Source organism: Streptomyces buecherae, from assembly GCF_014295035.1.
GTDB classification, from domain to species: Bacteria; Actinomycetota; Actinomycetes; order Streptomycetales; family Streptomycetaceae; genus Streptomyces; species Streptomyces youssoufiensis.
This window is the reverse complement of sequence record NZ_CP060404.1, coordinates 6,100,834-6,125,976: the sequence shown is the minus strand read 5'-3', so window position 1 is coordinate 6,125,976 and position 25,143 is coordinate 6,100,834. Positions and strand designations below refer to the sequence as shown.

At 74.1% G+C, this 25,143-nt stretch carries 17 protein-coding genes; 15 read left to right on the top strand and 2 right to left on the bottom strand.

Features of this window, described 5'->3' with window-relative positions:
• The first annotated feature begins 438 nt into the window (after positions 1 to 438).
• Positions 439 to 3,582 carry a beta-N-acetylglucosaminidase domain-containing protein gene (locus H7H31_RS24235; RefSeq protein WP_187059958.1) on the top strand — a complete coding sequence of 1,048 codons (3,144 nt, stop codon included), beginning with the start codon at positions 439 to 441 and terminating at the stop codon, positions 3,580 to 3,582.
• 475 nt (positions 3,583 to 4,057) lie between these two features.
• Here the strand turns inward: H7H31_RS24235 and H7H31_RS24230 are convergent, their stop codons facing one another.
• Positions 4,058 to 4,594, bottom strand: a complete 537-nt coding sequence (locus tag H7H31_RS24230; protein ID WP_176161630.1) for an HNH endonuclease — start codon at positions 4,592 to 4,594, stop codon at positions 4,058 to 4,060.
• A gap of 277 nt (positions 4,595 to 4,871) precedes the next feature.
• On the opposite strand from H7H31_RS24230, the gene H7H31_RS24225 reads away from it, so the two are divergent.
• The 9 genes from H7H31_RS24225 (at position 4,872) to H7H31_RS24185 (ending at position 15,044) form a co-directional block, all read left to right on the top strand.
• Complete coding sequence (locus tag H7H31_RS24225) at positions 4,872 to 5,942, top strand: mechanosensitive ion channel family protein (RefSeq protein ID WP_187059693.1); 1,071 nt, start codon at positions 4,872 to 4,874, stop codon at positions 5,940 to 5,942.
• A 477-nt stretch (positions 5,943 to 6,419) separates the two neighbouring features.
• Positions 6,420 to 7,574: an ROK family transcriptional regulator gene (locus H7H31_RS24220; RefSeq protein WP_187061487.1), complete on the top strand. Its 1,155-nt coding sequence runs from the start codon at positions 6,420 to 6,422 to the stop codon at positions 7,572 to 7,574.
• 355 nt (positions 7,575 to 7,929) lie between these two features.
• Positions 7,930 to 9,276 carry an ABC transporter substrate-binding protein gene (locus tag H7H31_RS24215; protein ID WP_187061486.1) on the top strand — a complete coding sequence of 449 codons (1,347 nt, stop codon included), beginning with the start codon at positions 7,930 to 7,932 and terminating at the stop codon, positions 9,274 to 9,276.
• An 11-nt stretch (positions 9,277 to 9,287) separates the two neighbouring features.
• The gene (locus tag H7H31_RS24210; RefSeq protein ID WP_187061485.1) at positions 9,288 to 10,277 is read left to right on the top strand and encodes a carbohydrate ABC transporter permease; all 990 of its coding nucleotides are present in this window, start codon (positions 9,288 to 9,290) and stop codon (positions 10,275 to 10,277) included.
• A gap of 3 nt (positions 10,278 to 10,280) precedes the next feature.
• Positions 10,281 to 11,189: a carbohydrate ABC transporter permease gene (locus H7H31_RS24205; protein ID WP_187061484.1), complete on the top strand. Its 909-nt coding sequence runs from the start codon at positions 10,281 to 10,283 to the stop codon at positions 11,187 to 11,189.
• Between the two features lie 6 nt (positions 11,190 to 11,195).
• Positions 11,196 to 12,479: a 6-phospho-beta-glucosidase gene (locus tag H7H31_RS24200; protein ID WP_187061483.1), complete on the top strand. Its 1,284-nt coding sequence runs from the start codon at positions 11,196 to 11,198 to the stop codon at positions 12,477 to 12,479.
• Positions 12,470 to 13,465 carry an N-acetylglucosamine kinase gene (locus tag H7H31_RS24195; RefSeq protein ID WP_187061482.1) on the top strand — a complete coding sequence of 332 codons (996 nt, stop codon included), beginning with the start codon at positions 12,470 to 12,472 and terminating at the stop codon, positions 13,463 to 13,465. Before H7H31_RS24200 ends, H7H31_RS24195 begins: the two co-directional genes overlap by 10 nt.
• Before the next feature lie 450 nt (positions 13,466 to 13,915).
• A complete protein-coding gene (locus H7H31_RS24190; protein WP_187061481.1) occupies positions 13,916 to 14,194 on the top strand; it encodes a hypothetical protein in 279 nt (92 codons plus the stop codon).
• On the top strand, positions 14,187 to 15,044 hold the full coding sequence (locus H7H31_RS24185; RefSeq protein WP_187061480.1) for a hypothetical protein: 858 nt from the start codon (positions 14,187 to 14,189) through the stop codon (positions 15,042 to 15,044). The genes H7H31_RS24190 and H7H31_RS24185 overlap by 8 nt, the downstream gene beginning before the upstream one ends.
• Before the next feature lie 209 nt (positions 15,045 to 15,253).
• On the opposite strand, the gene H7H31_RS24180 is transcribed toward H7H31_RS24185, so the two are convergent.
• Positions 15,254 to 15,796, bottom strand: a complete 543-nt coding sequence (locus H7H31_RS24180) for a hypothetical protein (RefSeq protein WP_187061479.1) — start codon at positions 15,794 to 15,796, stop codon at positions 15,254 to 15,256.
• Positions 15,797 to 16,187: 391 nt separating this feature from the next.
• Here H7H31_RS24180 and H7H31_RS24175 point away from each other — a divergent pair, with 391 nt between their 5' ends.
• From H7H31_RS24175 to H7H31_RS24155, 5 genes are all read left to right on the top strand, one after another.
• Positions 16,188 to 17,660: a hypothetical protein gene (locus H7H31_RS24175; RefSeq protein ID WP_232110056.1), complete on the top strand. Its 1,473-nt coding sequence runs from the start codon at positions 16,188 to 16,190 to the stop codon at positions 17,658 to 17,660.
• Between the two features lie 13 nt (positions 17,661 to 17,673).
• Positions 17,674 to 18,720 (top strand): glutamate ABC transporter substrate-binding protein, encoded by a 1,047-nt coding sequence (locus H7H31_RS24170; protein ID WP_187060019.1) that lies wholly within the window; start codon positions 17,674 to 17,676, stop codon positions 18,718 to 18,720.
• 24 nt (positions 18,721 to 18,744) lie between these two features.
• Positions 18,745 to 20,094 (top strand): coiled-coil domain-containing protein, encoded by a 1,350-nt coding sequence (locus H7H31_RS24165; RefSeq protein ID WP_187118082.1) that lies wholly within the window; start codon positions 18,745 to 18,747, stop codon positions 20,092 to 20,094.
• A 47-nt stretch (positions 20,095 to 20,141) separates the two neighbouring features.
• Positions 20,142 to 22,982 carry a serine/threonine-protein kinase gene (locus H7H31_RS24160; protein WP_187060710.1) on the top strand — a complete coding sequence of 947 codons (2,841 nt, stop codon included), beginning with the start codon at positions 20,142 to 20,144 and terminating at the stop codon, positions 22,980 to 22,982.
• Positions 22,983 to 23,561: 579 nt separating this feature from the next.
• The gene (locus H7H31_RS24155; RefSeq protein WP_187060711.1) at positions 23,562 to 24,974 is read left to right on the top strand and encodes a PP2C family protein-serine/threonine phosphatase; all 1,413 of its coding nucleotides are present in this window, start codon (positions 23,562 to 23,564) and stop codon (positions 24,972 to 24,974) included.
• Positions 24,975 to 25,143: the final 169 nt, after the last annotated feature.

Below are 25,143 nucleotides of genomic sequence, written 5' to 3'. Positions count from 1 at the left end.
GCTCAGCCCACTCCCGCCCGCCCACTCCCGCCCGCCCGCGCGGCCACGGACGCCGTCGACTCCGGGGGCGCGCCGCGTACGGCGACAGGGTCGACGGAACCGCCAGCGGGCACGGCACAGGGCGGGTTCGGGGCCGCACTCGGGATCTGGGGGCGGGGCCTGCGTACGGGGCAGCGAGGACACGACCGTAGCGCGTTGGGGCGGGCGCGATGACTCGTCATCCACACCCCCATTCGCGTTATCCGTTTATCCGACAACAGTTATCCACAGCCCTCGTCACGTCTTCCCCGCATCGACCACAATTCGCTGTATCCGCCACGTCCCACGGCTCCCGCCGTGGACGACGCAAGGCGCTGGAAGAGTTAAGGAGGGGCTGTGCGGCTCCGGGGGAACAGGGCGCGGGCGACACGGGCCACGGGCGCCGCGGGGGCGATCGCCATGGCCGCCGCCATCATCGGGGGACTGCTCGGCCCCGCGCCGAGCGCCGTCGCCGCCCCCGCGCCGGGACGGTCGGAGGTGCCCAAGGCCGCGGAGTCCCAGACCTCCACCGACGGGCTGCCCCCGGTGTGGCCGCGCCCCCAGTCCATGCGCGCCGCGGGCCCGCCCGTCCCGGTCTCCACCGCCGTGACGCTGGTCGCCCCCGCCGACGCGGACCCGCACGCGCTGGGCGTGCTGCGCTCGGTGCTGCGTGCCGCCGGCGCCCGCACGGTGACCGACGCGGCCCCCGGCGACCGGCTGCCCGCCGACGGCCTGGTCGTCCACGCCGGAGGCCCGAGCGCGGACGACGCGCTGCGGGCGCTGCGCGCCTCGGCCAGGGGCGACCTGCCCAGCGGCGGCTACCGGCTCGCGACCGGGCTGGTGCGGGGCCGCGCGACCCTTGCCCTGTCCGGAGTCGGCCCCGACGGCCTCTTCCACGCCGCGCAGACACTGCGTCAGCTCGCCGCCGACCGCGCCGAGAAGCCCGGCGCGCCGCGCACGCTGCCCGGCGTGAGCGTGCGCGACTGGCCCGCCACGCGCACCCGCGGCATCACCGAGGGGTTCTTCGGGACGCCGTGGTCGCACCGCCAGCGCCTGGCCCAACTCGACTTCCTGGGCCGCACGAAGCAGAACCGCTATCTGTACGCGCCGGGGGACGACACCTTCCGCCAGGCACGCTGGCGCGACCCGTACCCCGCGAGGCAGCGCGCCGAGTTCCGGGAGCTGGCCGACCGTGCCCGGCGCAACCACGTCACGCTCGGCTGGGCACTCTCCCCCGGGCAGGCCATGTGCTTCTCCTCCAACGAGGACCTGCGGGCGCTGGAGCGCAAGGTGGACGCGATGTGGGCGCTGGGCGTGCGCTCCTTCCAGCTCCAGTTCCAGGACGTGAGCTACAGCGAGTGGCACTGCGACGCCGACGCGGACGCCTTCGGCTCGGGCCCCGAGGCCGCCGCGCAGGCGCAGGCGACGGTGGCCAACGTGCTGGCCGCGCACCTCGCCAGTCGGCACCCGGGCGCCGAGGCCCTGTCGCTGCTGCCGACCGAGTACTACCAGAAGGGCGCGACCGAGTTCCGCGAGGCGCTCGCCGACGCCCTGGCCCCGCAGGTGGAGGTGGCCTGGACGGGGGTGGGCGTGGTGCCCAGGACGATCACGGGCCAGGAGATGGCCGAGGCCCGCACCGCCTTCGACCATCCGCTGGTCACGATGGACAACTACCCGATCAACGACTACGCGCAGGACCGCCTCTTCCTCGGCCCCTACTCCGGCCGCGACCCGGCCGTGGCCAGCGGCTCGTCGGCGCTGCTCGCCAACGCGATGAAGCAGCCGACTGCCTCCCGCATCCCCCTGTTCACCACCGCCGACTTCGCCTGGAACCCACAGGGGTACCGGCCAAGCGACTCGTGGCGGGCGGCGATCGACGACCTCGCGGGCGGCGATCCGCGCACCCGCGCCGCCCTGAACGCCTTCGCCGGCAACGACGCCTCCTCGCGCCTCGGCGGCTGGGGGCGCGACCGCTCGCGGACCGTGCCCGAATCGGCGTACCTGCGCCCGCTGCTCGACGAGTTCTGGGCGGCGCGGGAAGCCGCCCAAGGCGGCGGTCACCCGCGCGCCGCGCGGGCCGCCGAGACATCGGACCGGGCCGCTGAGGAGCGGTTCGCGCGGGCGGCCGAGCGGCTGCGCGCCGAGTTCCACACGCTGCGCACGGCGCCCAAGCTCCTGGCCGGCACGTTCGACGGCGAGGCCGCGCCGTGGTTGGAGCAGCTGGGCCGGTTCGGTGCGGCCGGCGAGCAGGCCGTCGCGGCCCTCACCGCGCAGGCCGGCGGCGACGGCGCGGCGGCCTGGCGGGCCCAGCGCGAACTGCGCACGTGGCGGGCCCGGATCGCGGCCAGCCCGGTCACGGTCGGCAAGGGCGTCCTGCCGGAGTTCCTCACCCGTGCGGTCACCGAATCGGACGCCTGGTGGGGGCTCGACGCCGTGGGCGGCAAGGAGCGGGCGCGGAAGCTGTCGCCCGACGCGGGCGCGGAGCGAGCCGCCGACGGCGACCCGACGACGGCGTTCCGGCCCCCGGCGCCGCCCGCAGCCGGGGCCCCCGGCGACCCCGCGGGCGAGGCCCAGCGAGCGGAACCCCTCACCATCACCTTCGGTGAGCGGCGCCCGCTCAGCGCCGTGACGGTGCTCACCGAGGGGCCCGCCCCCGGGGACTCGGGCCGGACCGCCCGCTCGATAGGCCAGGTGGAGGCCCGCGTGCCCGGGCACGGCTGGCGGCGAATCGGCGAACTGTCGGCCAGCGGGTGGACCCAGGCGGCGGGCAAGGGAGTGCGGGCCGACGCGGTGCGGCTGCGCTGGGACGCGGGCGTGCGACCGCCGGCCGTGCAGGAGGTCACGCCCTGGTTCGCCGACGCCCCGGCGGCCGAGTTGCGCCTGTCCCAGGCGGAGACGGACGCGGAGATAGGCGGCCGGCCGACGCGGGTGAAGGTCTCGGTGGTGGGTCGTCGCCCCGGCGACGTCAGTGGCAACCTCACGGTGCGCGCCGGTCACGGGCTGCGTGTCACGGCACCGTCCCAGGTCACGGCCCCGAGGGGCGGCACGGCGACCGCCGAGGTCGAGATAGCCGTGCCGGCGGGCACCAAGCCCGGGGCCTACCGGCTGCCGATCCGCTTCGGTTCGGAGGAGGTCACGCTGACCGTACGAGCCCACCGGCGCACCGCCGGTCCGGACCTGGCCCGGACGGCGCGCGCCACCTCGTCGGCCAACGAGACGGCGGAGTTCCCGGCCTCGGCCGTGATCGACGGCGACCCGACCACGCGCTGGTCATCGCCCGCCACCGAGCACGCCTGGCTTCAACTGGAGCTGGACCGCCCGACCCGGCTCGGCCGCGTCGACCTGCACTGGCAGGACGCGCACGCGGCCCGGTACCGGATACAGGTCTCGTCCGACGGCCGCACCTGGCGCACGGCGGCGACGGTCCAGGACGGTGCGGGCGGCCGGGAGACGATCCACCTGGACGCGCCCAACACCCGCTTCGTACGGGTCCAGGGCGACGAGCGCGCGACCCGCTTCGGGTACTCGCTGTGGTCGGTACGGGCCCACGCGGTCACGCCGTAACCACGCGAGGCACGGCGCCGGCCAAGTGGTGGGCGATTGCGGGGGTGCCGGGGGCGGGGTGGAGGGGGGAGGGGTGGGGGCGGGGGGGAGCCCCCCAGGAAGGCCACTTCTCCCGGCGGCCCACCCCCCACCGGCGGACCGCACCCGGCCGAAACCGCCCCGGAACCCGAGCCGCACCCGGCCGAACCCACACCCGCCCCGAACCGCACCCGACCGAAACCACGCCCCCTACCGAAACCGCACCCGCCCAGAGACACACCCACCCCGAACCACACCCGGCCGAACCCACACCCGCCCCGAACCGCACCCGACCGAACCCACGCCCCCTACCGAAACCGCACCCGCCCAGAGCCGCACCTAGCCCGAACCGCACCCGGCCGAACCCACACCCGCCCCGAACACACCCGGCCGGAGGCGTGAGGCGCGCCGCGCACGTGGTGCGCGGCGCCGCGTACACACGACGATGGCCCGGTTCTCAGGCGGATACGCCGTCGATCCGAGCCATCGCGTCTTCCGCGCCGTACGGCTGCAGGTATGGCAGCCAACGCGGGTCCCTATGCCCGGTGCCGATGATGCGCCAGGCCAGGCCGGACGGTGGGGCGGGTTGGTGGCGCAGGCGCCAGCCGAGTTCCGCCACGTGGCGGTCGGCCTTGACGTGATTGCAGCGGCGACACGCCGCGACCACGTTCTCCCAGGCGTGCTGGCCGCCCCGACTGCGCGGGATGACGTGGTCGACGCTGGTTGCGACGCCACCGCAGTAGGCGCAGCGACCGCCGTCCCTGGCGAACAGGGCGCGGCGGGTCAGCGGAACGGGGGCCCGAAAGGGGACCCGCACGAACCGCTTCAAGCGGACGACGCTCGGTGCGGGTATCACGCGGGTCGCGCTGTGCATCAGGGCGCCTGACTCCTCAAGGCTGACAGCCTTGTCATTGAGGATGAGTACGAGCGCGCGGCGGAGCGGTACGACGCCGAGTGGCTCGTACGACGCGTTGAGGACCAGAACATGCGGCACGGGTGCCTCCCTGTACGCCGGCGGCGCGTGGCTCGCGCCGGGACGATCTCCCCTTAGTGTCTACGCAGCCCTGGTGAGAGCGCCACCACCACCAGGTAACGGACCAAGAGTGTTTTCAACCACAGCCTGTTCATCTTCTTGTTCATCCCCGCGCTGCTCGTAGTTGTCGTCGGTTGTCGTTCGAACATCACAACGAGACACCTGGCGTGCCCCGTTAGTGTGGAGGGTCTGCCGAGGCGCTTTTGCCAGGCATATCCCCACAGAAGGGTTACTTGCCGTGCTCCGGTCCGCCGCTCCGTCCGCTGACGCCACGCCACGCGCCACGGCGCTCGACGAGACGCAAGAGGCCGCGGAGAGCGCCGCGAGCTGGCTCGGGGACAACTGGTCCGACTGGCTGGGTCTGGGCCTGCGCATCCTGCTGATCGTGATCATCGCGTTCGTGCTGCGCTCGGTGATTCGCCGGTCGATCACGCGGTTGATCTCCCGGATGAACCGCACGGCGCAGGCCGTGGACGGCACGGCGCTCGGCGGGTTGCTGGTCAACGCGGAGCGGCGCAGGCAGCGGTCCGAGGCGATCGGCTCGGTGTTGCGCAGCGTCGCCTCGTTCATGATCCTCGGTACGGCGGCGCTGATGATCCTCTCCGCCCTGGAGATCAACCTCGCGCCGCTGCTCGCGAGTGCGGGCGTCGCGGGCGTGGCCATCGGCTTCGGCGCCCGGAACCTGGTCACCGACTTCCTCTCCGGCGTCTTCATGATCCTTGAGGACCAGTACGGCGTGGGCGACTCGATTGACGCGGGAGTGGCCTCCGGCGAGGTGATCGAGGTCGGGTTGCGCGTGACGAAGCTGCGCGGCGATGACGGCGAGATCTGGTACGTACGCAACGGCGAGGTCAAGCGGATCGGCAACCTCAGTCAGGGTTGGTCCACGGCGGGCGTCGATGTGCAGGTTCGGTACGACGAGGACCTGGAGAAGGCGAAGAAGGTCATCCTCCGCGCGGGCGAGGAGATGGGGACCTCGCAGCCGTGGGACGAGGCGCTGTGGGAGCCGGTGGCGGTGCTCGGCCTGGACGCGGTGTACCTGGACTCGATGGTGATCCGGGTCTCCGCGAAGACCATGCCGGGCAAGGCGCTGAGCGTGGAGCGGGAGTTGCGTTGGCGGATCAAGCGGGCGCTGGACGCGGAGGGCATACGCATCGTGGGCGGCCCGCCGCCGGTCGGCGAGGGCGCCGCGCCGGCCCCCGACCCGACGGCCGGCGTCTCCGCGCCCTCCGCCCTGGCCAGCCCGACCTCGCCGCAGTCCCTCGCGGCGTCGCCGATACCGCCACCGCCCCCGAACCTCCAGAAGTAACCAGCCCCTCCCCCGCCACCCCCGCCCCGTACCCCCCAGCTTCGGCACGCCCACGGCCCGCCCCACCTCCGCACCCTGGCCGCGCCCACCCAACGCCACCCACCCACCACCACTCGCCCCCCGCGCCCCAGACCCACACCGTCACGCCCGCCCCAAGGCCACCCCAACTCACCCCACCTCACTCACCTCGCCCCACCCACTCCCCCCACACCGAGCCGCACCGCGCCTGTCCGGGCGCGGCGCGGTTCGGCGTTGCGCGAGGTGCTTCGGGGGCGGGCCGTCGATAACGCTTTGGGCAGGCGTGGACGGACGTTCGGATCGAACCATTGACGAGGCGCGGATGGGCGCCTACCTTCCTGTTCACCGTTAGGAAACTTTCCTAATAGATGGCGCGGCAACGGGGCCCGTCATCTGAGCAGCGAAGGGCGGTGGTCAGCCATGGTCGGTACGCCAGGAACGCCACGCGTGTTGCGGGCCATGAACGACCGGGCGGCCCTGGACCTCCTGGTGGCGCACGGGCCGCTCACCCGCACCCAGCTCGGCGAGCTGACCGGCCTGTCGAAGCCCACCGCGTCGCAGTTGCTCAGCCGGCTCGCGGCGGCGGGCCTGGTGCGCGCCACCGGCACCGCCACCGGACGCCCCGGCCCCAACGCCCAGCTCTACGAGATCAACGCGACCATCGCCCACGTCGCGGCGCTGTCGGTCGACCCGCTCGGCGTCACCGCGGTCGTCGCCGACCTGGCCGGTACGGTCGTCGGCGAACACCGCCTGCCGGCCGACGCGATGGCTGACGGCGTGCGCGACCGCACGGCCACCGTGGTCGTCGAGGCCGTGGACGGCGCGCTGCGGGCGGCCGGGCTCGGTCGCGACGCGCTGCACCGTACGGTCATCGGCACCCCCGGCGCGCTCGACCCGCGCACCGGCGCCCTGCGGTACGCGCCGCATCTGCCCGGGTGGCAGTCCCGTACGGTGCGGGAGGACCTCACCGCCGCGCTGGGCACCCCGGTGGTCATCGAGAACGACGTGAACCTGGTCGCGCTGGCCGAGCACGACCGGGGTACCGCGCAGGACTTCGACAACTTCGTGCTGGTCTGGGCCGACGAGGGCGTGGGCGCCGCGATCGTGCTGGACGGGGCGCTGCTGCGCGGCGCCACCGGCGGCGCGGGCGAGATCGGCTACATGCCGTTGCCCGGCGCCCCGCTCGCCCGCGAGGCCGAGACCTTCGCCCGACCGGACGCCGGCGGCGGGTTCCAGCGCCTGGCCTCGTCGCCCGCCGTCCTCGCACTGGCCGAGGCGCACGGCATCTCGGCCCGGGACGCGCCGGCGGCGCTGGCCGAGGCGCTGGCGACCCCGGGCGCGGGCGACGCGGTTCTCGCCGAGTTGGCCCACCGGCTCGCCACCGGCATCGCCTCGGTGATCGCCGTCGTGGACCCGGAGTTGGTCGTGCTCTCCGGCGAGGTCGCGCAGGCGGGCGGGGAGCGGTTGCTCTCCCTGGTCCAGGAGGAGTTGACCGGACTCGCCCTGCCCCGGCCGCAGTTGCGGCTGAGCGCGCTCGACGGCAGCCCCATCCTGATCGGCGCGCTGCGCACCGCGCTGGCCGACGCCCGTGACACCGTCTTCGATACCGGCTGACCACACCGCCACCCTCGCGACCAGCACCGCCGCCCCTTCCGCCACCGCCCTCCCCCGCTCCTCGTCTCCTGACCTCCCCCGTCTGCCCACCGCGCCGCTTTCCCAGCGCCGTCTCACAACCCCGGTGTGCCGCCATGTCTCTCGTACGACTCTTAGCCCCGTGACCCCGCCGGTTCCCCGGCCTCCCGAAGCTCGCTCGGTTCCTCGCTCCCGTGGCTCCGAACAGTTCTCGTAGCTCTTCTGGCTCCTGAAGTCCCCGGCTCCGCCGAGTCCCGCGATTCCCTGCCGCTCCGCTCGCCCCTCCGCACCGCCCGTACCACCCGTATCCCTTTCCCCGCCGCTAAGGAAGTCCGCCATGCCGCGAACGCGTACGCACCGCGCTCCGGCCGTCCTCGCCGCCGTGCTCGCCACCACCGGGCTACTGCTGGCGGGGTGTGCCAATCCCAGCACCGGTAGCGCGAACGACGACCCGACCAAGCCCGTGACCCTGAAGTTCTGGCACGGCTGGGCCGAGAAGAACGAAGTCAAGGCCATCAATGACAGCATTGACCGGTTCGAGGAACTGCATCCGAACATCAAGGTGAAGGCCACCGGCAACGTCACCGACGTCACCATGAACCAGGCGCTGCGCGCCGGCGGTGGCAATGCCCCCGATGTGGTGTCCTCGTTCACCACCAACAACGTGGGCCAGTACTGCTCGTCGGGGATGTGGGTCGATCTCGACCCGTTCATGAAGAAGACGGGGCTGAACAAGAACAAGGTCTTCCCGAAGACGTTGTTGGACTACACGCAGTTCGAGGGCGAGCAGTGCGCGTTGCCGCTGTTGGCCGACGCGTTCGGCATGTACTACAACAAGGACGCCTTCAAGAAGGCGGGCATCGAGCGCCCGCCGCGCACGATGTCGGAGCTGAAGCGCACCGCGGTGAAGCTGACGCAGCGCAAGGGCGACGGTTATCAGCAGCTCGGTTTCATGCCCAATTTCCGGCTCTACCAGAACAGCCCGGACCGGATGTTCGCGCAGTGGGGTCCGCGTTACTTCGACGAGGACGGTAAGGCCCGGTTGGCGGACGAGCCGGCCGCGAAGGACTTCTTCACCACGCAGCGGGACCTGATCAAGGCGCTGGGCGGGTACGGGGCGCTGGAGAAGTTCCGTACGACGTTCGGTGACGAGATGTCGTCCCAGAACGCGTTCCTCACCGGGAAGCTCGCCATGCACATGGACGGCGAATGGCGCGGCCTGATGTTGAACGACGCGAAGGCCGACTTCGAGTGGGGCACCGCGCCGATGCCGGTCCCCGATGACCAGGCCGACACGTACGGTCGCGGCTATCTGACGGGGACCGTCGCGGGGATCGCGCACAGCAGCAAGCACCAGAACGCCGCGTGGGAGTTGGTGCGTTTCCTGACCGCGGACACCGATCAGGTGGTGGCGTTCGCCAACGCGATCCACAACGTGCCGTCCACGAAGGCGGCGCTCGCCTCGCCGAAGCTCGACGCCGATCCGACGTTCCGCACGTTCCTCGGCATAGCCCAGCACCCGGACAGCGTCGCGCTGCCGCCGTCCATCAACGGTGGGCAGTACGTGCTCGCGCTCCAGGACTTCGCCTACGACGCGGAGTCGGGAAAGATCGACGATTTCGACAAGGGGCTGCGAAAACTCGATGACCAGATAGACGCCGACACTCTCCAAGCGCAGAATTGACGGGGCCCACCATGGCAAGAACACGTAAAGCAGTGGAGGCCGTCCCGTCCGGCGGGTCGGACAACGCCGCGGCGTTGCGCCGCAAGCACCAGCGGGACCGGTTGCGCACCCTCGGGTTCCTCTCTCCGTGGCTGATCGGCTTCACCGTCTTCTTCGGTTATCCGCTGGTCGCCACCGTCTACTTCTCGTTCATGCACTACAACCAGATCGAGCCGGCCACGTTCGTGGGCTGGCGGAACTGGAAGTACGTGTTCGATCAGATGCCGCTGTTCGGCCCCGCGCTGTGGAACACGCTGTGGCTGGTCGTGGTGATGGTGGCGCTGCGCGTCGTCTTCGGTATCGGCATCGGGTTGCTGATCACGAAGTTGAAGACGGGTGTCGGCTTCTTCCGGACGGCGTTCTACCTGCCGTACCTCGCGCCGCCGGTGGCCGCGACCGTGGCGTTCGTCTTCCTGCTCAACCCGGGCACCGGGCCGGTGAACGAGATGCTCGGCGCGGTGGGCATCGACGCGCCGAACTGGTTCAACGACGCGAACTGGGCCAAGCCGTCGCTGGTGATGCTCTCACTGTGGGGCATCGGTGACCTGATGGTCATCTTCATGGCCGCGCTGCTGGACGTGCCCAAGGAACAGTACGAGGCGGCGGAGTTGGACGGCGCGGGTTCCTTCGCGAAGTTCCGCTACATCACCTGGCCCTCGATTCTGCCCATCGTGATGTTCGCGGTGGTCACCGGGACCGTGCAGACCATGCAGTACTACACGCAGGCCCTGGTGGCCGGAAAGCTCGCGTCGGGTGTGAGTGTCGGTCCCGGCACGACGATTCAGCCGGGTTATCCGGACCATTCCACGCTCACCGTGCCGCAGCTCGTCTATTCGCTGGGCTTCCAGAACTTCAACACCGGCGCGGCATGCGTGCTCTCCCTCGTGTTGTTCGCCATCGCCATGGCCGTGACCACCCTGCTGATGCGCAAGCGCGCCGGGCTGCTGACGGCGGAGGACTGATCCATGACCACCACCGCACTTCCCCCGCGCGCCACGCGCGCCTCCCGGCCCACGCCGACGCCCGCGCAGGCGGCGGCCCGCGCGCGCCGCAAGTCCGTACTGCACTGGATAGCCGTGCACACCGGTGCGCTGGCCGCCGCGCTGTTCTTCGTGTTGCCGTTCGTCTTCGTCTTCCTCACCTCGGTGATGAGCGACAGCCAGGCGATGAGCGGTGACCTGTGGCCGCACGAGTGGCGCTGGTCGAACTACGCGGACGTGTTCAACACGCCGGGCTTTCTGACCTGGTGGCGCAATTCGCTGCTGTACGCGGGTCTGGGCACGCTGTTCACGGTCTGTTCGTCCATTCCGGTGGCGTACGCGCTGGCGAAGTTCCGCTTCCGTGGTCGGCGCGGCGCCATGATCCTGGTCATCTCCACGATGATGCTGCCGCCGCAGGTCATCGTGATCCCGATGTACCTGGTGTGGGCGCAGCAGTTCGGGCTCTCCGGTTCGCTGTGGCCGCTGATCATCCCGATGGCGTTCGGCGACGCGTACTCGATCTTCCTGTTGCGTCAGTTCCTGTTGACGATCCCGAAGGAATACCTGGAGTCGGCCCGCGTGGACGGCTGTGGGGAGATCCGTACGCTGCTGACGATCGTCGTGCCGATGGCCAAGCCGGGCATCGCGGCGATCGCCCTGTTCCAGTTCTTCTACTGCTGGAACGACTATTTCGGCCCGCAGATCTATGCGGCACAGAATCCCGGAGCCTGGACGCTGAGTTACGGTCTTGAGTCGTTCAAGAGCGCGCACAGCGTCAACTGGAACCTGACCATGGCAGCGACGCTGCTCGTCATGGCGCCGGTCATCATCGTTTTCTTCTTCGCACAGAAGGCCTTCGTCGAAGGCGTCACTCTCACCGGAGTAAAGGGCTAATTGGCTATGAAGCTCGCAGTGGTCGGCGGGGGTTCGACCTACACCCCCGAACTCATCGACGGATTTGCCCGGTTGCGCGACGCGCTGCCGCTGGAGGAACTGGTTCTCATCGACCCGGCGGCCGACCGGTTGGAGTTGATCGGCGGCCTGGCGCAGCGGATCTTCGCGAAGCAGGGTCACCCCGGCAGGGTCTCGTGGACCTCGGACCTGGACGCGGGCGTGGACGGCGCGTCCGCGGTGCTGCTGCAACTGCGCGTCGGCGGCCAGGCCGCCCGCAACCAGGACGAGACGTGGCCGCTGGAGTGCGGTTGCGTCGGGCAGGAGACGACCGGCGCCGGTGGCCTGGCCAAGGCGCTGCGTACGGTGCCGGTGGTGCTGGACATCGCGGAGCGCGTACGCCGGCGCAACCCGGACGCGTGGATCGTGGACTTCACCAACCCGGTGGGCATCGTCACGCGCGCCCTGCTGACGGCGGGCCACCGCGCGGTGGGCCTGTGCAACGTGGCGATCGGCTTCCAGCGCAAGTTCGCCAAGCTCCTCGACGTCGCCCCCGAGCAGGTCTACCTGGACCACGTGGGCCTCAACCACCTCACCTGGGAGCGGGGCGTGCGCATCGGCGGCCCGGAGGGTGAGAACGTGCTGCCCCGGCTGATCGCCGAGCACGGCGAGGCGATCGCGGCCGACCTGCACATGCCGCGCACCCTCGTGGACCGGCTCGGCGTGGTCCCCTCGTACTACCTGCGCTACTTCTACGAGCACGACGCGGTGGTGCGCGAACTGAAGTCGAAGCCGTCGCGGGCGGCCGAGGTCGCGGCCATCGAGAAGGAGCTGCTGGGCCTGTACGGGGACCCGGCGCTCGACGAGAAGCCGGAGCTGCTCAGCAAGCGTGGTGGCGCCTTCTACTCGGAGGCGGCCGTGTCGCTGACCTCCTCGCTGCTCGGCGACACCGGCGACGTGCAGGTCGTGAACACCTTCAATAAGGGGACGCTGCCGTTCCTGCCGGACGACGCGGTGATCGAGGTGCCGGCCGCGGTGGGCGCCGGCGGTGCCACGCCGCTGCCGGTGGCGCCGCTTGAGCCGCTGTACGCGGGGCTGACCTCGCACGTCACGGCGTACGAGGACCTCGCGTTGCGGGCCGCGCTGCTGGGCGCCGACGCGGGCGAGAAGGCGGGGCGGCGCGCGGTGTTCGAGGCGCTGCTCGCGCACCCGTTGATCGGCCAGATCGAGTACGCGGACCAGCTCACGGACGCGCTCATCGCACACAACCGGGAGCACCTGGCGTGGGCCTGACGGGTTCTGTGCTCGCCGTCGACGCGGGCAACAGCAAGACCGACGTGGCGCTGCTCGGCGCGGACGGATCGGTGCTCGGCTCGGCCCGTGGCGGGGGTTTCCAGCCGCCGATGGTGGGCATCGAGCGTGCCATCGCGGGCCTGGCCGGCATCGTCGCGCGGGCGGCGGCCGACGCGGGGCTCGGCGAGGCGCCGGGCGTGCTGGCCGAGCACGTCTCGGCGTGCCTGGCCAACTGCGACCTGCCGATCGAGGAGGAGCGGCTGACCGAGGCCATAGCGGCGCGGGGTTGGGGGCGTACCGTCACGGTCACCAACGACACCTTCGCGCTGTTGCGCTCCGGGCTGCCGGACGGGGGGGAGCCGGCCGGCGTGGCCGTCGTGTGCGGCGCGGGCATCAACTGCGCGGGGCTGGCCCCCGGCGGGCGCACCGCGCGTTTCCCCGCGATCGGCCGGATCTCCGGCGACTGGGGCGGCGGTGGCCACCTCGCGGACGAGGCCCTGTGGTGGGCGGCGCGGTCGTGGGACGGGCGGGGGGAGCGCACGGCGCTCGCCGACGCGCTGCCCGCGCACTTCGGGCTCACCGACATGCTGGAGCTGATCAGCGCGCTACACCTGGGGGACGTGGAGCGCGGTCGACGTTACGAGCTGACGCCGGTGCTGTTCGCGGTGGCCGACGCGGGGGACGCGGTCGCGCGGGCGATCGTGGACCGGCAGGCGGACGAGGTGGTCACCATGGCCACGGTCGCGCTGTCCAAGCTCGATCTGCTGGGCGAGGAGGCGCCGGTGGTGCTCGGCGGCGGGGTGTTGGCGGCCCGGCACCGGCTGCTGGACGACGGCGTGCGCGAGCTGCTGGCCGAGCGCGCGCCGAAGGCCCTGGCCCGCGTGGTGCAGGCGCCGCCGGTGCTGGGCGCCGCGCTGCTGGGTCTGGATCACATCGCGGCGGCGCCCGCGCTGTACGAGCGGCTGCGCGCGGAGTACCCGGGGTAGGCGGCGTGGCCCGCCGTGGCGGGCCCCGCGCGGTGGTGCGGGGCGGCCTTGGCGGGTCGTGCCGTGCCGGGGCCGTGGTGGAGCGGTGCGGAACGGGTCGGGTGGGGCGCTCGGGGCAGATGCCCGGAGCGCCCCGCTCGTCGCACCACCCGGTGGGCGACGCGGTCGCGGGTGGCGCACGCCCGCGGGCGCGTGCCTCGGCCTCCGCGCGGGCCCGCGCGCCCGGCCGTGGCGGGCCGGCCGTGACGGGTCGGCGAACCCGCTCGCCACCCGGCTTATCCGGCTAGTCCGTTTTGCATAACAAGAGGCCGCGAGTAGTAACTTCCCATCTATTGTCCCTCATTTGGAGCACCCCCCAGCAGGCCATCCCGTCGTTAACCGGACGTGACTTCATCCACCGCGCTTCCCGGTCCGACAGTCCCGGCCGCGCCCCTCACGGAGTCTCATCGCATGGGGGACTGGGTTCTCACGGCCACGCCACCAGGCAGCCCCCGAGGCTTCACGCACGCCCATCTGCAACGCGGCGCCGAATGCGTTCAACTCCGCTACTGCCAAGCCGAGTTGACCGACCTGGCCGCGACCATCAAGGGCATCGAGACGGACTTCGCCCGGCGCTGTGACGCGCTGCGCGCGTCCGGCGGAGCCGAGTCGGCCCGCGCGCCGGCCAGCCGCTTTGAGACCCCGTTCGCGGACCAGCGCCCGCCGCTGCCCCTGGACCGCCATGCATGAGCGCTACGACTACGGCGGCTACGGCGGGCGTGGCCCCGAAACCTTCCCGCACCCCGACTTCGGCCCGGGCCACGAGTCCGGGCTCGGCTTCACGTCGACCTTCGGCACCGGCCTCTCGGCGTACGACTCGACGCCCGTCGGGCGCGAGCCGGCCACCGGGTTCACCACCTACGACACCTTCACGGCCACGCCCGAAACGCTCACCGCCCCCGACCTCGCCGTGCTCGGCGGGCACTGGGACTCCGAGGCCGAACTGACCCAGCTCCTGCGGGAGTCGGCCCAGACCGAGCACCTCGATCCGCTCACGACGACCGGGGCCATCCCCGCGCCGCGGCTGCCCCAGCCGCCGACCACGCACCGCCGCCGCCGCTTCCGCCGGCTGCGCAAGGCGCTGCGTACCCGGCCCGAGCGGACGGTGACCCGGGCCGAGGTGCTGAGCTGCCTGATCGCGGTGCTCGTCGCGGTCATCGTGGCGCTGGTCAGCGTGCTCGGCGGGATGTGCGCGCACGAGCCGCTGCGCCAGGTGGTGGCGCCGAACGTGGCGCACCACCTGACGACCTGGTGGCCGGTGCTCATCTACGGGCCCTGGCTGGCCGCCTCGCTGTCGATCATCCGACACGCGGTGCACTACCAGCGGGCCCCGCACGCGTGGCTGATCGTGGTGCTGTTCAGCGCGTTCTCGGTGGCGCTGGCCGTGGCGCACGCGCCACGGACGGTGGGCGGCGTCGCCGTCGCCGCGCTGCCCGCGATCGCCGCGCTGACCTGCTTCCACCAACTGGTCCGCCAGATCACGTTGACCAGGCCGCCCCGGCGCTTCGTCCCCGGCCAGCACGGGGCGCCCCGCCGCTAGCCACCCATCGGCCCGGGCCACGGCACGCCGGACCTCCGGCGCGCGCCGCGAGCCCGGGCCTTCGCACGCCCGGGCTCGGATCCACCTGGCGGGCCGGCCCGGCCGGATGGGCGGCCACTGGTGAGCGGGCCCCGGCGGGCGGGCGCCCGCCGGGCGCCGTGGCGCGCCGCGCCCAGAGCCGGACCCGCGACCCGCGACCGGCGACCGGCTCAGAGGCGGACCCGGATGCCCTCCGGGGCGTGCCGCTCCACGGCGACCAGCAGGGCTTCCCGGTCCATGCCGGGGCCGAAGCGGGCGAGCAGGGCCGCGCCCTCGCTGGTGTGCCGCCGCCTCGGCAGCCGGTCGACCCCCTCGATCGCGTCGTCGATGACCCACAGGCGCAGCCAGCCCGCCTCCCGCCCGGCGCCGGCGTCCAGCCGCCGCACGCGGCTCCACGGCACCCGGAAGGTGGTGCGGCCCGCGGAGCGGGCGATGACGCCGCGCTCGTCGAGGCCGACGGCGTCCGGCGCCAGGTAGTCGTCGCGTACCTCCCGCAGCACCCGCAGTCCGGGCGGGAAGGAGAGCAGGCCGAGGACGACGAGGCCGGGCAGCGCGACCCAGGGTCCGACCTGCTCCGCGATGGCGCCCGCGATGATCAGCGGCAGGCCGAAGTGGGCGAGGAGGCGGAGCCAGGAGGCCGTGTCCGGCGGAACCCGTTCTCGGACAAAAAGGGTGCCGGGCCCGAAGTCGGAAGGTGGCTGGAAAACGCGCATACGCGTTCCTTTCGGCTTTTCTCTCGCTCTCTCGCGTTCCGGCCCCGCGGGGGTGCCGTTCACCATGCCGTGGTCCGGGTGCCGCAGCATGAGCCGCCCAGGGTGCCATGCCGCGCTGCCGGCGCCGCGACCAGCCCCTCCCCGAAAGGCGCCGGCGCGGACCAGGTGGCCGGGCCCGCGCGGGAACCGAACGGCGCCGACGGGCGTGTTGGGAGGCGGGAGCGCGAGGGGGGAACGGCCGGGCCGCGGCGGCCAGTCCGGGCCCCCGGCGCACGATTCGCCCATGTCCGGTGTGGTTGTCAGTGCTTGCCGCCATACTGCTTCCGACAGGTGCCGACCGTCCCGGTCCACCGGGCTCGGGCCCACCGCCAGCGAACCAGGGGGAGGTCTCGTGTCACACCCGCCGACCGGCGGTATCGCGCCAACGACCGCTCCCGAGCGGCCGACCGCCTCCCCCGCCCGACCGACGCCGCCCACACCGGCGCCGCCCGCCGAGCCCGCCGCCCGCCGCCCGGCCTGGCGCGAGGGCCTGGACACCCTGCGCGCGGCGGCGGTGACCGAGCCAGGCCGACTGCGGGCGATCGGGGCCGTGCTGGCCGCCCTCGTGGTGCTGTTCGGCGCGCTCGCCGCCTGGCAGGTCGACGAGCGCGGCGACGCGGCCGACGCCGTCACCGGGCGCAGCCAGCCGCTGAGTTCCGACGCCGCCGAGATCTACCGCTCGCTGGCCGCCGCCGACGCCACCGCCGCCAGCGCCTTCCTCGTCGAGGGGTCCGAGCCGCCCGCCCTGCGCGAGGACTTCGACCGGGACCTCGCGCACGCTTCCAAGCTGCTGGTCAAGGCCGCCGCGTCCAGCGGGGGTTCGGGCGCGGCCCGCGCGCAGATCGACCGCCTCGTGCGCGATCTTCCCCGCTACACCGGCCTGGTGGAGTCCGCGCGCGCCAACAACCGGCAGGGCCTGCCGCTCGGCGGCGCCTACCTGCGGCACGCGAACACGCTCATGAGCACCCAACTCCTGCCAGCGGCCGCCGAGTTGTACCGCACGCAGAGCGACCAGCTCACGGCCGACTACGCGGAGGCGCGGGCCTGGCCCTGGGTGGCGTTCGGCGCGGGCGTGCTGGCGCTGGCCGCCCTGGCCTGGGCGCAGCACCGCACGTACCGGCGGACCAACCGGGTCTTCAACCTGGGCCTGTTGGCGGCGACGGTTGCGACCGCGGCGGCGCTGGTGTGGCTGGCGGTGGGACACGCGGTGGTCCGCTCCGGGCTCGGCGAGTCCGACCGGCACGGCGCGCGGTCGCTGCGGGTGCTGGGCGAGGCGCGCATAGCCGTGCTCCAGGCGCGGGGCAACGAGAACCTGGTGCTGGTGGCGCGGGGCGCGGTGGTCCGCGAGTCGCCCCCGGAGAAGGGCCAGGACGCCTACGAGGTCGGCTACGACGAGCGCATGCGGGCGCTGCTCGGCACGGCGCCGGCCACGGACGCCCCCGACGCCGAGGCCGGCGGGCTGCTGGGCCGGGCCCAGCGGCTGGCCAACGACGCGTCGGGGCGCGGGCCGGTCGGCGAGGCGATCCGCGCGGCGCGCGAGTGGCAGCACCGACACGAGAGGGCCAGGCGGGCCAACGAGGAGGGTGCGTACGACGCGGCGTTGGAGATGGTCACCGGCCCGCGCGGCAGCACCGGTGAGTCCTTCGAGCAGGTGGACGCCGCGCTGACCCGGGCGATAGCGCACGAGCAGCGGGAGTTCGAGCGGGCCGCGGACGACGGGCGCGACCTGGTGGCCGAGCTGCCCGTCGGCGCCGGGGTGCTGGCGCTGGTCGGTGCCGTGAGCACGGTGCTCGGCGTGGGACGCAGGCTCTCGGAGTACCGGTGAAGGGGACGCGAGGATGAGGACGGCGACACGCGGGAAGGGCGCGGCGGGCCGATGCCCGCCGGGGCGGCGGCGCGCGGTGGCGCTGTCGGCGGTGGGCTGCGCCCTGGCGGCGGTGGCCGCGCTGCTGGCACCGGCCGCCCTCGACGGCCCGGGCGAGCGGAGCCGGCCGGCCCCCGAGCGGCGGGCCGCGGCCCCGGCGCGGGACGCGGAGGGCGCCACGCACGAGAGCTGCGAGCGGCCGGAGGCCAGCCTGCGCCCCTCCCCCGACTCCGGGCCCGCGGTGCGCCGGATCAAGGCCCGCGCGTCCGGGAAGCTGATCGCCGGCGTGGACCAGAACAGCTACCGCTGGGGGTACCGCGACCCCGCCACCGGCGACCTCACCGGCTTCGACATCGAACTGGTGCGGGCCATCGCGGAGGAGATATTCGGTGACCGCGACGCGGTGATCTTCCGTACCATCCCCACCAACCAGCGCGTCCCGGCGCTGCACGAGCGCAAGGTGGACATCGTCGTACGGACCATGACGATCAACTGTGACCGCATCACGGGCGAGGACAAGGTCGCGTTCTCCACCGCGTACTTCCAGGCCGGGCAGCAGCTCCTGGTGCCCCGCGACTCGCCCATCACCTCCTACGGGCCGACGTTGCGCGGCAAGCGGGTGTGCACGGCCAAGGGTTCGACGGGCGAGCAGCGGCTCGACGACGAGCGGCGGGGCGTGCGGTCGCTCGGCGCCGCCAAGGTCACCGTGCCCAACCAGCTCGACTGCCTGGTGAGGCTCCAACTCGGCGAGGTCGACGCGGTGTTCACGGACAGCGCGCTCGCCGCCGGTCAGGCGGCGCAGGACCCGTCGGTGAAGCTGGTCGGCGAGCCGGTCACGCGGGAGCCGTACGGTGTGGCGATGCACAGCGACGACACCGACCTGGTGCGCCGGGTGAACAAGGTGCTGGAGGATTACCGCAGGGGCGGGGCGGACAGCCCCTGGATGCGGGCGTACCGCGCATGGCTCCAGGACGACCTGCCGGGGATCAAGGCGCCGCCCAAGCCCGCCTACAAGGACTGACCGCACGCACAGGAGAGGTGATCGATGGCGGCCTCGGGACCCGCTCCCAGCTCGTCGGGGATGCCCCAGCTCCCGGTCATGGACCGGGAGGAGGTGGACCGCGCGCTCGCGCGCCTCGGCGCCGAGCACGAGGCGATCGAGACGTCGCTGCTGGCGTTGCAGGACCACGCCGGACGCAGGCTCCTGGAGGGCGCCGACCTCGCCGGCACCACCAAGGTGCGCTGGGCCGCCGCCGAGCAGACGATCTCCCAGCTGTGGACGTACTACGACGCGTACGCCGCGGCCTGCGCCAAGGCCCGCGAGGTGCGGGCCCGGCGCCGCTGGCCGGGTCAGGCCGAGCTCGCGGAGCTGACCGACCTGCTGCGCGGCGAGCACGTCACCGTGCCCGGCGACGCGTTGGCGCCCTCGCCCCGGCTCAGCGAGCGGTTCTCCCTGGAGGCCCTGGTCGAGCGCATGAACAGCGGGTACGCGCGGGCGTTGGACGTGGTGGTCACCGCGGACGCCGTCTGGTCGGCGCTGCCCGCCCGGATCGACATGCTGGCCGCCGAGTTACAGCGCACGCGTTCGCTGGCGCACTCGGTGGGCGTGCGGCCGGGCGAGCACCCGTCGGGGGACGACCTGGAGGAGATCACCGCCGAGCTGACCGCGCTGCGCGCGGAGGTCATCCGCGACCCGCTGGCCTTCTGGTCCGGCGCCTCGCCGAGTTCGGCGCCCGGCGGCGGCCGGCCCGACACCGAGCGCTACGACCGGGCGGCGCGCGCCCTGGAGGACGTGCGGCGCGAGATCGAGGCGGTGCTGACCGTGCGGCAGGACGCGGAGCGGCGGCTGATGCTGCTGCGCGACCTGCTCTCGCGCGCGGACCGTACGCTGACCGAGGCCCGGCAGGCGCGCGGTGAGGTGCTGGCGAAGATCGCCGCGTCCGACGTGCCCGCCGTCAGCGGGCCGTCCACGGCGCTGCACGAGCAGTTGGCGCTGGCCGCCGAGTACCGCAGGCGCTCCCAGTGGCACCGCCTCTCGCCGCTCCTGGAGAGCCTGGAGCAGCGGGCGGACGACGAACTGCTGCGGGCCCGCGAGTCGTTGACGGCCGTGACCGCGCCGCTGGCGGTCCGCGCGGAGCTGCGCGGCCGGCTCGACGCGTACCGGGCGAAGGTCGTCCGGCACGGCCTGGCCGAGGACCCGCTGCTGGTCGAGCGGTACGACGCGGCCAGGCGGCTGCTGTGGAGCGCGCCGTGTGACCTGCGCGCCGCGGAGCAGGCCGTGCTGCGCTACCAGCGGGCGGTGGCCGAGACGCTGCCGCCCCACCCGCCGGCCGGGCTCGCCCCGGAGTCGGAGGTCGGTGGGCCGGGGCGAGCGGGTCCTGGGGGGCGCGGGTGAGCGCCGACGACTGCCAGCGCCCGGACTGCTCGGGCGCCTACGAGGACATGGGCGGCGGTGAGCTGTACTGCGACACGTGCGGCCTGGCCCCGGTGGTCTCCCCCAGCGGACTGTTGACCGCGCCGCCGACGGGCGTGGCCGCCGAGGGGCGGGCGGGCGGTTCGGGCCGCTCGAGCAGCGCGGGCTCCGCGACGGGCTCCTCGGTGCCCACGCACTCCGCGCGCTCGGCCTCGGGAGGGTCCACGGGTTCGCGCCGCTCGGTCTCGGGCCGGCTGTCCCGGACGACGGGGCACGCGTCGGGCCGCTCGGTCTCGGTGGTGACGTCCTCGGGTGCGGCGTCCTCGGGGCCGGCGTCCTCCTCGGGCCGCGGCCGGCTGGGCGCGGGCCTGGTGAGCGTGCCACAGGTGCCGCGCCCCGACCCGCACACGGCCGTGCTGGCCCACCCCGAGGTGCCCGAGCGGAAGCGGTTCTGCAGCCGCTCGGAGTGCGGCGCCCCGGTGGGGCGGGCGCGCGGCGCGCGGCGGGGCCGTACCGAGGGCTTCTGCACCAAGTGCGGACACCCGTACTCCTTCGTGCCCAAGTTGCGCCGCGGCGACGTGGTGCACGGGCAGTACGAGGTGGTGGGCTGCCTCGCGCACGGCGGACTGGGCTGGATCTACCTGGCCGTGGACCGGGCGGTGGCCGACCGCTGGGTGGTGCTCAAGGGCCTCCTGGACACCGGCGACGAGGACGCGCTCGCGGTGGCGCTGGCCGAGCGGCGGTTCCTCGCCGAGATCGAGCACGCCAACATCGTGCGGATCTACAACTTCGTCGAGCACCTCGACCAGCGGACCGGCAGCCTCGACGGCTACATCGTCATGGAGTACGTGGGCGGCAAGTCGCTCAAGCAACTGGCCAACGAGCGGCGGGGGCCCGACGGGCGGCGCGATCCGCTGCCGGTGGAGCGGGCGTGCGCGTACGGCATCGAGGCGCTGGAGGCGCTCGGGCACCTGCACAGCCGCAACCTGCTGTACTGCGACTTCAAGATCGACAACGCGATCCAGCAGGGGGACCAGCTCAAGCTGATCGACATGGGCGCGGTGCGGCGGATGGGCGACGAGGACAGCGCCATCTACGGCACCGTCGGCTACCAGGCGCCCGAGGTCGCCGAGCGCGGCCCGTCGGTCGCCTCCGACCTGTACACGGTGGCCCGCACGCTGGCCGTGCTCACCTTCGACTTCCAGGGCTACACCACGGTCTTCGCGGACAGCTTCCCCGACCCCGGGCACATCGAGGTCTTCCGCCGCTACGAGTCCTTCTACCGGCTCCTGACGCGGGCCACCGACCCGGACCCGGAGCGCCGGTTCGCCTCCGCGCAGGAGATGGCCGACCAGCTCACGGGCGTGCTGCGGGAGGTCGTCGCCCTCCGGTCGGGCCGGCCTCGGCCGGCGCTGTCCACGCTGTTCGGGGCGGAGACGCGGGTCGTGGACACCCAGGTGTTCGCCGACGGCACGGAGCCCGACGGGCTCGGCGCGCGGCTCGGCGCCGGGCGCGGGCGGCGTGCGCGGCTGGTCGCGGCGGCCTCGCGCACGCCCCTCGCGCCACCGGGCCCGACCACCGCCGGCCCCGCCGCCGCTGGTTCCGCCGCCGCCTCGCCCGCCGTCGCGGGTGGGCCGGCCGCCGTCGCGGGCGCGCCGGCGGGCGGCGGCGCGCCGGAGCCGGGCGGCCTGCCCAGCCTGCCCGGCGTGCCGAGTCAACCCACGCACCTCCGGGGACGGGTACCGCTTTCGGGGACGGCCGAGTCGGGTGCGGCGGGCGCGGTGGCGGGACCCGCGAGCGGCGTGGCGGCCGGCGCGACCAGCGCGACCGGGTCGGGCGAGGCGCCGGGCGGCGGCGAGCCGAACGCGGTCGCCGCTGTGGCCGCCTCCGGCGGCGGAGCCGTCCGGCCGTTGGACGTACGGGCCGCCGCGCTGGCGCTGCCGGTGCCGCGCGTCGATCCGGACGATCCCAACGCGGGCTTCCTGGCCGGGCTGCTCGCCGCGGCACCGGCCGAGCTGAGCGCCGCCCTGGCCGCCGCCCCCGCGGACTCGACGGAGCTGCGGCTGCGCCGCGTGCGGGCCGAGTTGGCGCTCGGCGACGACCAGGCGGCCGGGCAGCTCATCGAAGCGTTGGAGGCGGTGCGCCCGGACGACTGGCGCGTCGTCTGGTATCGCGGGTTGCACGCGCTGGCCAGCGGCGACCGGGTGACGGCCGCGGTCTCCTTCGACGCGGTCTACGACGCCTTCCCCGGCGAGACCGTGCCCAAGCTGGCGCTCGGCGTGTGCGCCGAGGCGCTCGGCCAGCTCGACAACGCCGCCGCCTACTACCACCTCGTGTGGGCGACCGACCCGAGCTTCGTGAGTGCCGCGTTCGGGCTGACCCGGGTGCGGTTCACGACGGGCGACCGGGCCGGCGCCGTGGCGGCCCTGGAGTCCGTGCCCGAGGCGTCCATCCACTACACGGCGGCCCGCGTGGCGGCCGTACGGGCGCGGCTGCGGCCGGGCGCGCAGGCGGCGGGCGGGGCCACCCCCGCCGAGCGACTCGCCGAACTGACGGCCGCGGCCGATCAGGTGGAACGCCTTGCGGAGTTCGGACTTGACCCGGTAAGGCGCGAGCGACTGCACACCGAGGTGCTCGGCAGCGCGTTGGACTGGGTACTCTCCAGCGGCAGCGGAATCCCCCAGGCCGCCGGACCCGAAGCGGCGACGGGAGCCCGACCCGTGTTGCTCGGCAGCCGCCTGGACGAGCGCGGGCTGCGCTTCGGTCTGGAACGCTCGTATCGGGTACTCGCCCGGCTCGCGCAGCGGGGCGAGGAAAGGATCGAATGGGTGGAGCGGGCCAACCGGCTCCGCCCCAGGACGTGGGTGTGATCGATGTCGCAGAAGCCTCGGCTGTCAACCTGCCCGAGCTGTGCGGAGCCGCTTGACGCGGAGGACAACTTCTGCGGCGCGTGTGGCACCAGTGTCAACGCCGCGAGAGCGGCGGCGCCTGGCGCGCGCGGGGCTCACCCAGCGCCGGCCGGCGCGGGCGACGGCCGGGGCCACGGCCCCGCCGACGCCCCCGCGCGCGGCGCGGACGCGGGCGCCGCCGGTCCCGCCGCCGAGCCCGCGCTCGGCTTCGCCCCCGGCTACGCGCCACACGTCGGCCCGGCGGCGCCCGTCGCGGGTGCGCCGGGCGCCGTTCCCGGAGCGTGGGACGCGCGGGCCGCCGCCCGCTTCCCGTACGCCGACACCGCCGTACCGCCGGCACCCCGCGCGGCGGGCGGCATGCCCCAGCCCGACTTCGCGCCGCGGCCCGGGTCCGCGCCGCAGCCCGGTTTCGCACCACAGTCCGACTTCGTACCGGAGCCGGGTTCCGCGCCGCAGTCCGATGTCGGACCGCAGCCGGGCGCGGCGGAGGCCGGCGCGGCGCGCCGGGACGCGGCGGGCGCCCCCACGGCCGGGGCGCCGATCCCGCAGCAGTCGGGCGGGGCCGCGCCGTGGCCGGTGCCGCAGGCCGGCCCGGCGGACGCGGGCGCCGGGGTGGCGGGCGGAGACGGGACGGTCGGGCCCGCGTTCCCCGCGCTGACCCCGACGGTGCGGCCCATCGCGGGCGCCGAACCCGCCCCGGGCCAGGCGGCGGCACCGCGAGCCGCCGCCCCGGCGTACGGGAGCGCCGCCCCGGCGCCCTGGGCCACGGCGGACGCGGGGGCGGCGCCGCCCGACCCACGGGAGTCGGCCGCCCTCGACCCGCTGGCCGACATCGACGAGCCCACCCTGGTGATCTGCTCCGGCGCCGGCCCGGCCGACGACCACGAGCCGCGCCCCGACCGGGCGCCGGCCGGCCAGCCCCCGGCCCCCGACGCCACACCGGCCGAACCGGTACAACCGGCGCAACCAACACAGCCCGGCGGCGGGGCGGCGCCCGCGGGGGGCGCGCCGGGGGGCGGGGCGCCGCGGCCGGAGCCGCGCCGGTGCGCCGAGTGTCGGGCCGGCGCCATCGATGACGACGGATACTGCGAGAACTGCGGGCACGCTCAGCCTCGGGAACGGGATCACATGGAAGAGGAGTTGGCGTTCGTCGCCGCGGCAAGCGACCGCGGGCTGCGACACCACCGCAACGAGGACGCCTTCGCCCTCTCGGAGGCGGAGTTGCCGGATGGTTCGCCCGCCGTGGTCGCCGTCGTCTGCGACGGCGTCTCCTCCGCCACCCGCCCTGACGACGCGTCGGCCGCCGCGGCCCGGGTGGCCGGCGAGCGGCTGCTGACCGCGCTGCCACGGGGAACGCATCCGCAACAGGCCATGCACGAGGCGATCATCGCCGCGGCCGAGGCGGTCAACGCGCTGGCCGAGGAGGCCCGCCCGGCCCACCGCGACCCGCATCGCCACGAGAACGCGCCGGCCTGCACGATCGTCAGCGCCGTCGTCGCCTCGGGCATCCTGACCGTCGGCTGGATCGGCGACAGCCGCGCGTACTGGGTTCCGGACGACCGCGCCACGCCCGCCGCCCGGCTCACCGAGGACGACTCGTGGGCCGCGCAGATGGTCGCGGCCGGCCTGTTGTCGGAGCAGGAGGCGTACGCGGACGAGCGGGCGCACGCCATCACGGGCTGGCTGGGGGCGGACGCGTACGAGATCGAGCCGCACACCGCCGCGTTCAAACCCGACCGGCCGGGCGTGGTGGTGGTCTGCACGGACGGGCTGTGGAACTACGCCGAGTCCGCGCCCGAGATGGCGGCGGCCGTGCCACCGGACGCCCGGGTCCGACCGATGGACAGCGCGCGGAAGTTGGTCGGTCACGCGCTGGAGGGCGGGGGCCACGACAACGTAACGGTGGCGGTGGTCCCGTTCCCGCTCCCGCCGGAAGGGGCAGGATCGGCCTGACGACGGGGCGGCGCCGGGGGCGCCGGCGGCGGGAGGAGAGCGGGGCCCGCCGACGCTCCACGGGGCGGCGGCGGGGTGCGAGGAGAGGCGGCGGCCGGGTCGAGCGGGCCGCCGCCGAAGAGCACGAGGTCACGGGGGCGAGGGGGCTCCCGTGGCGCCACGGGGGATC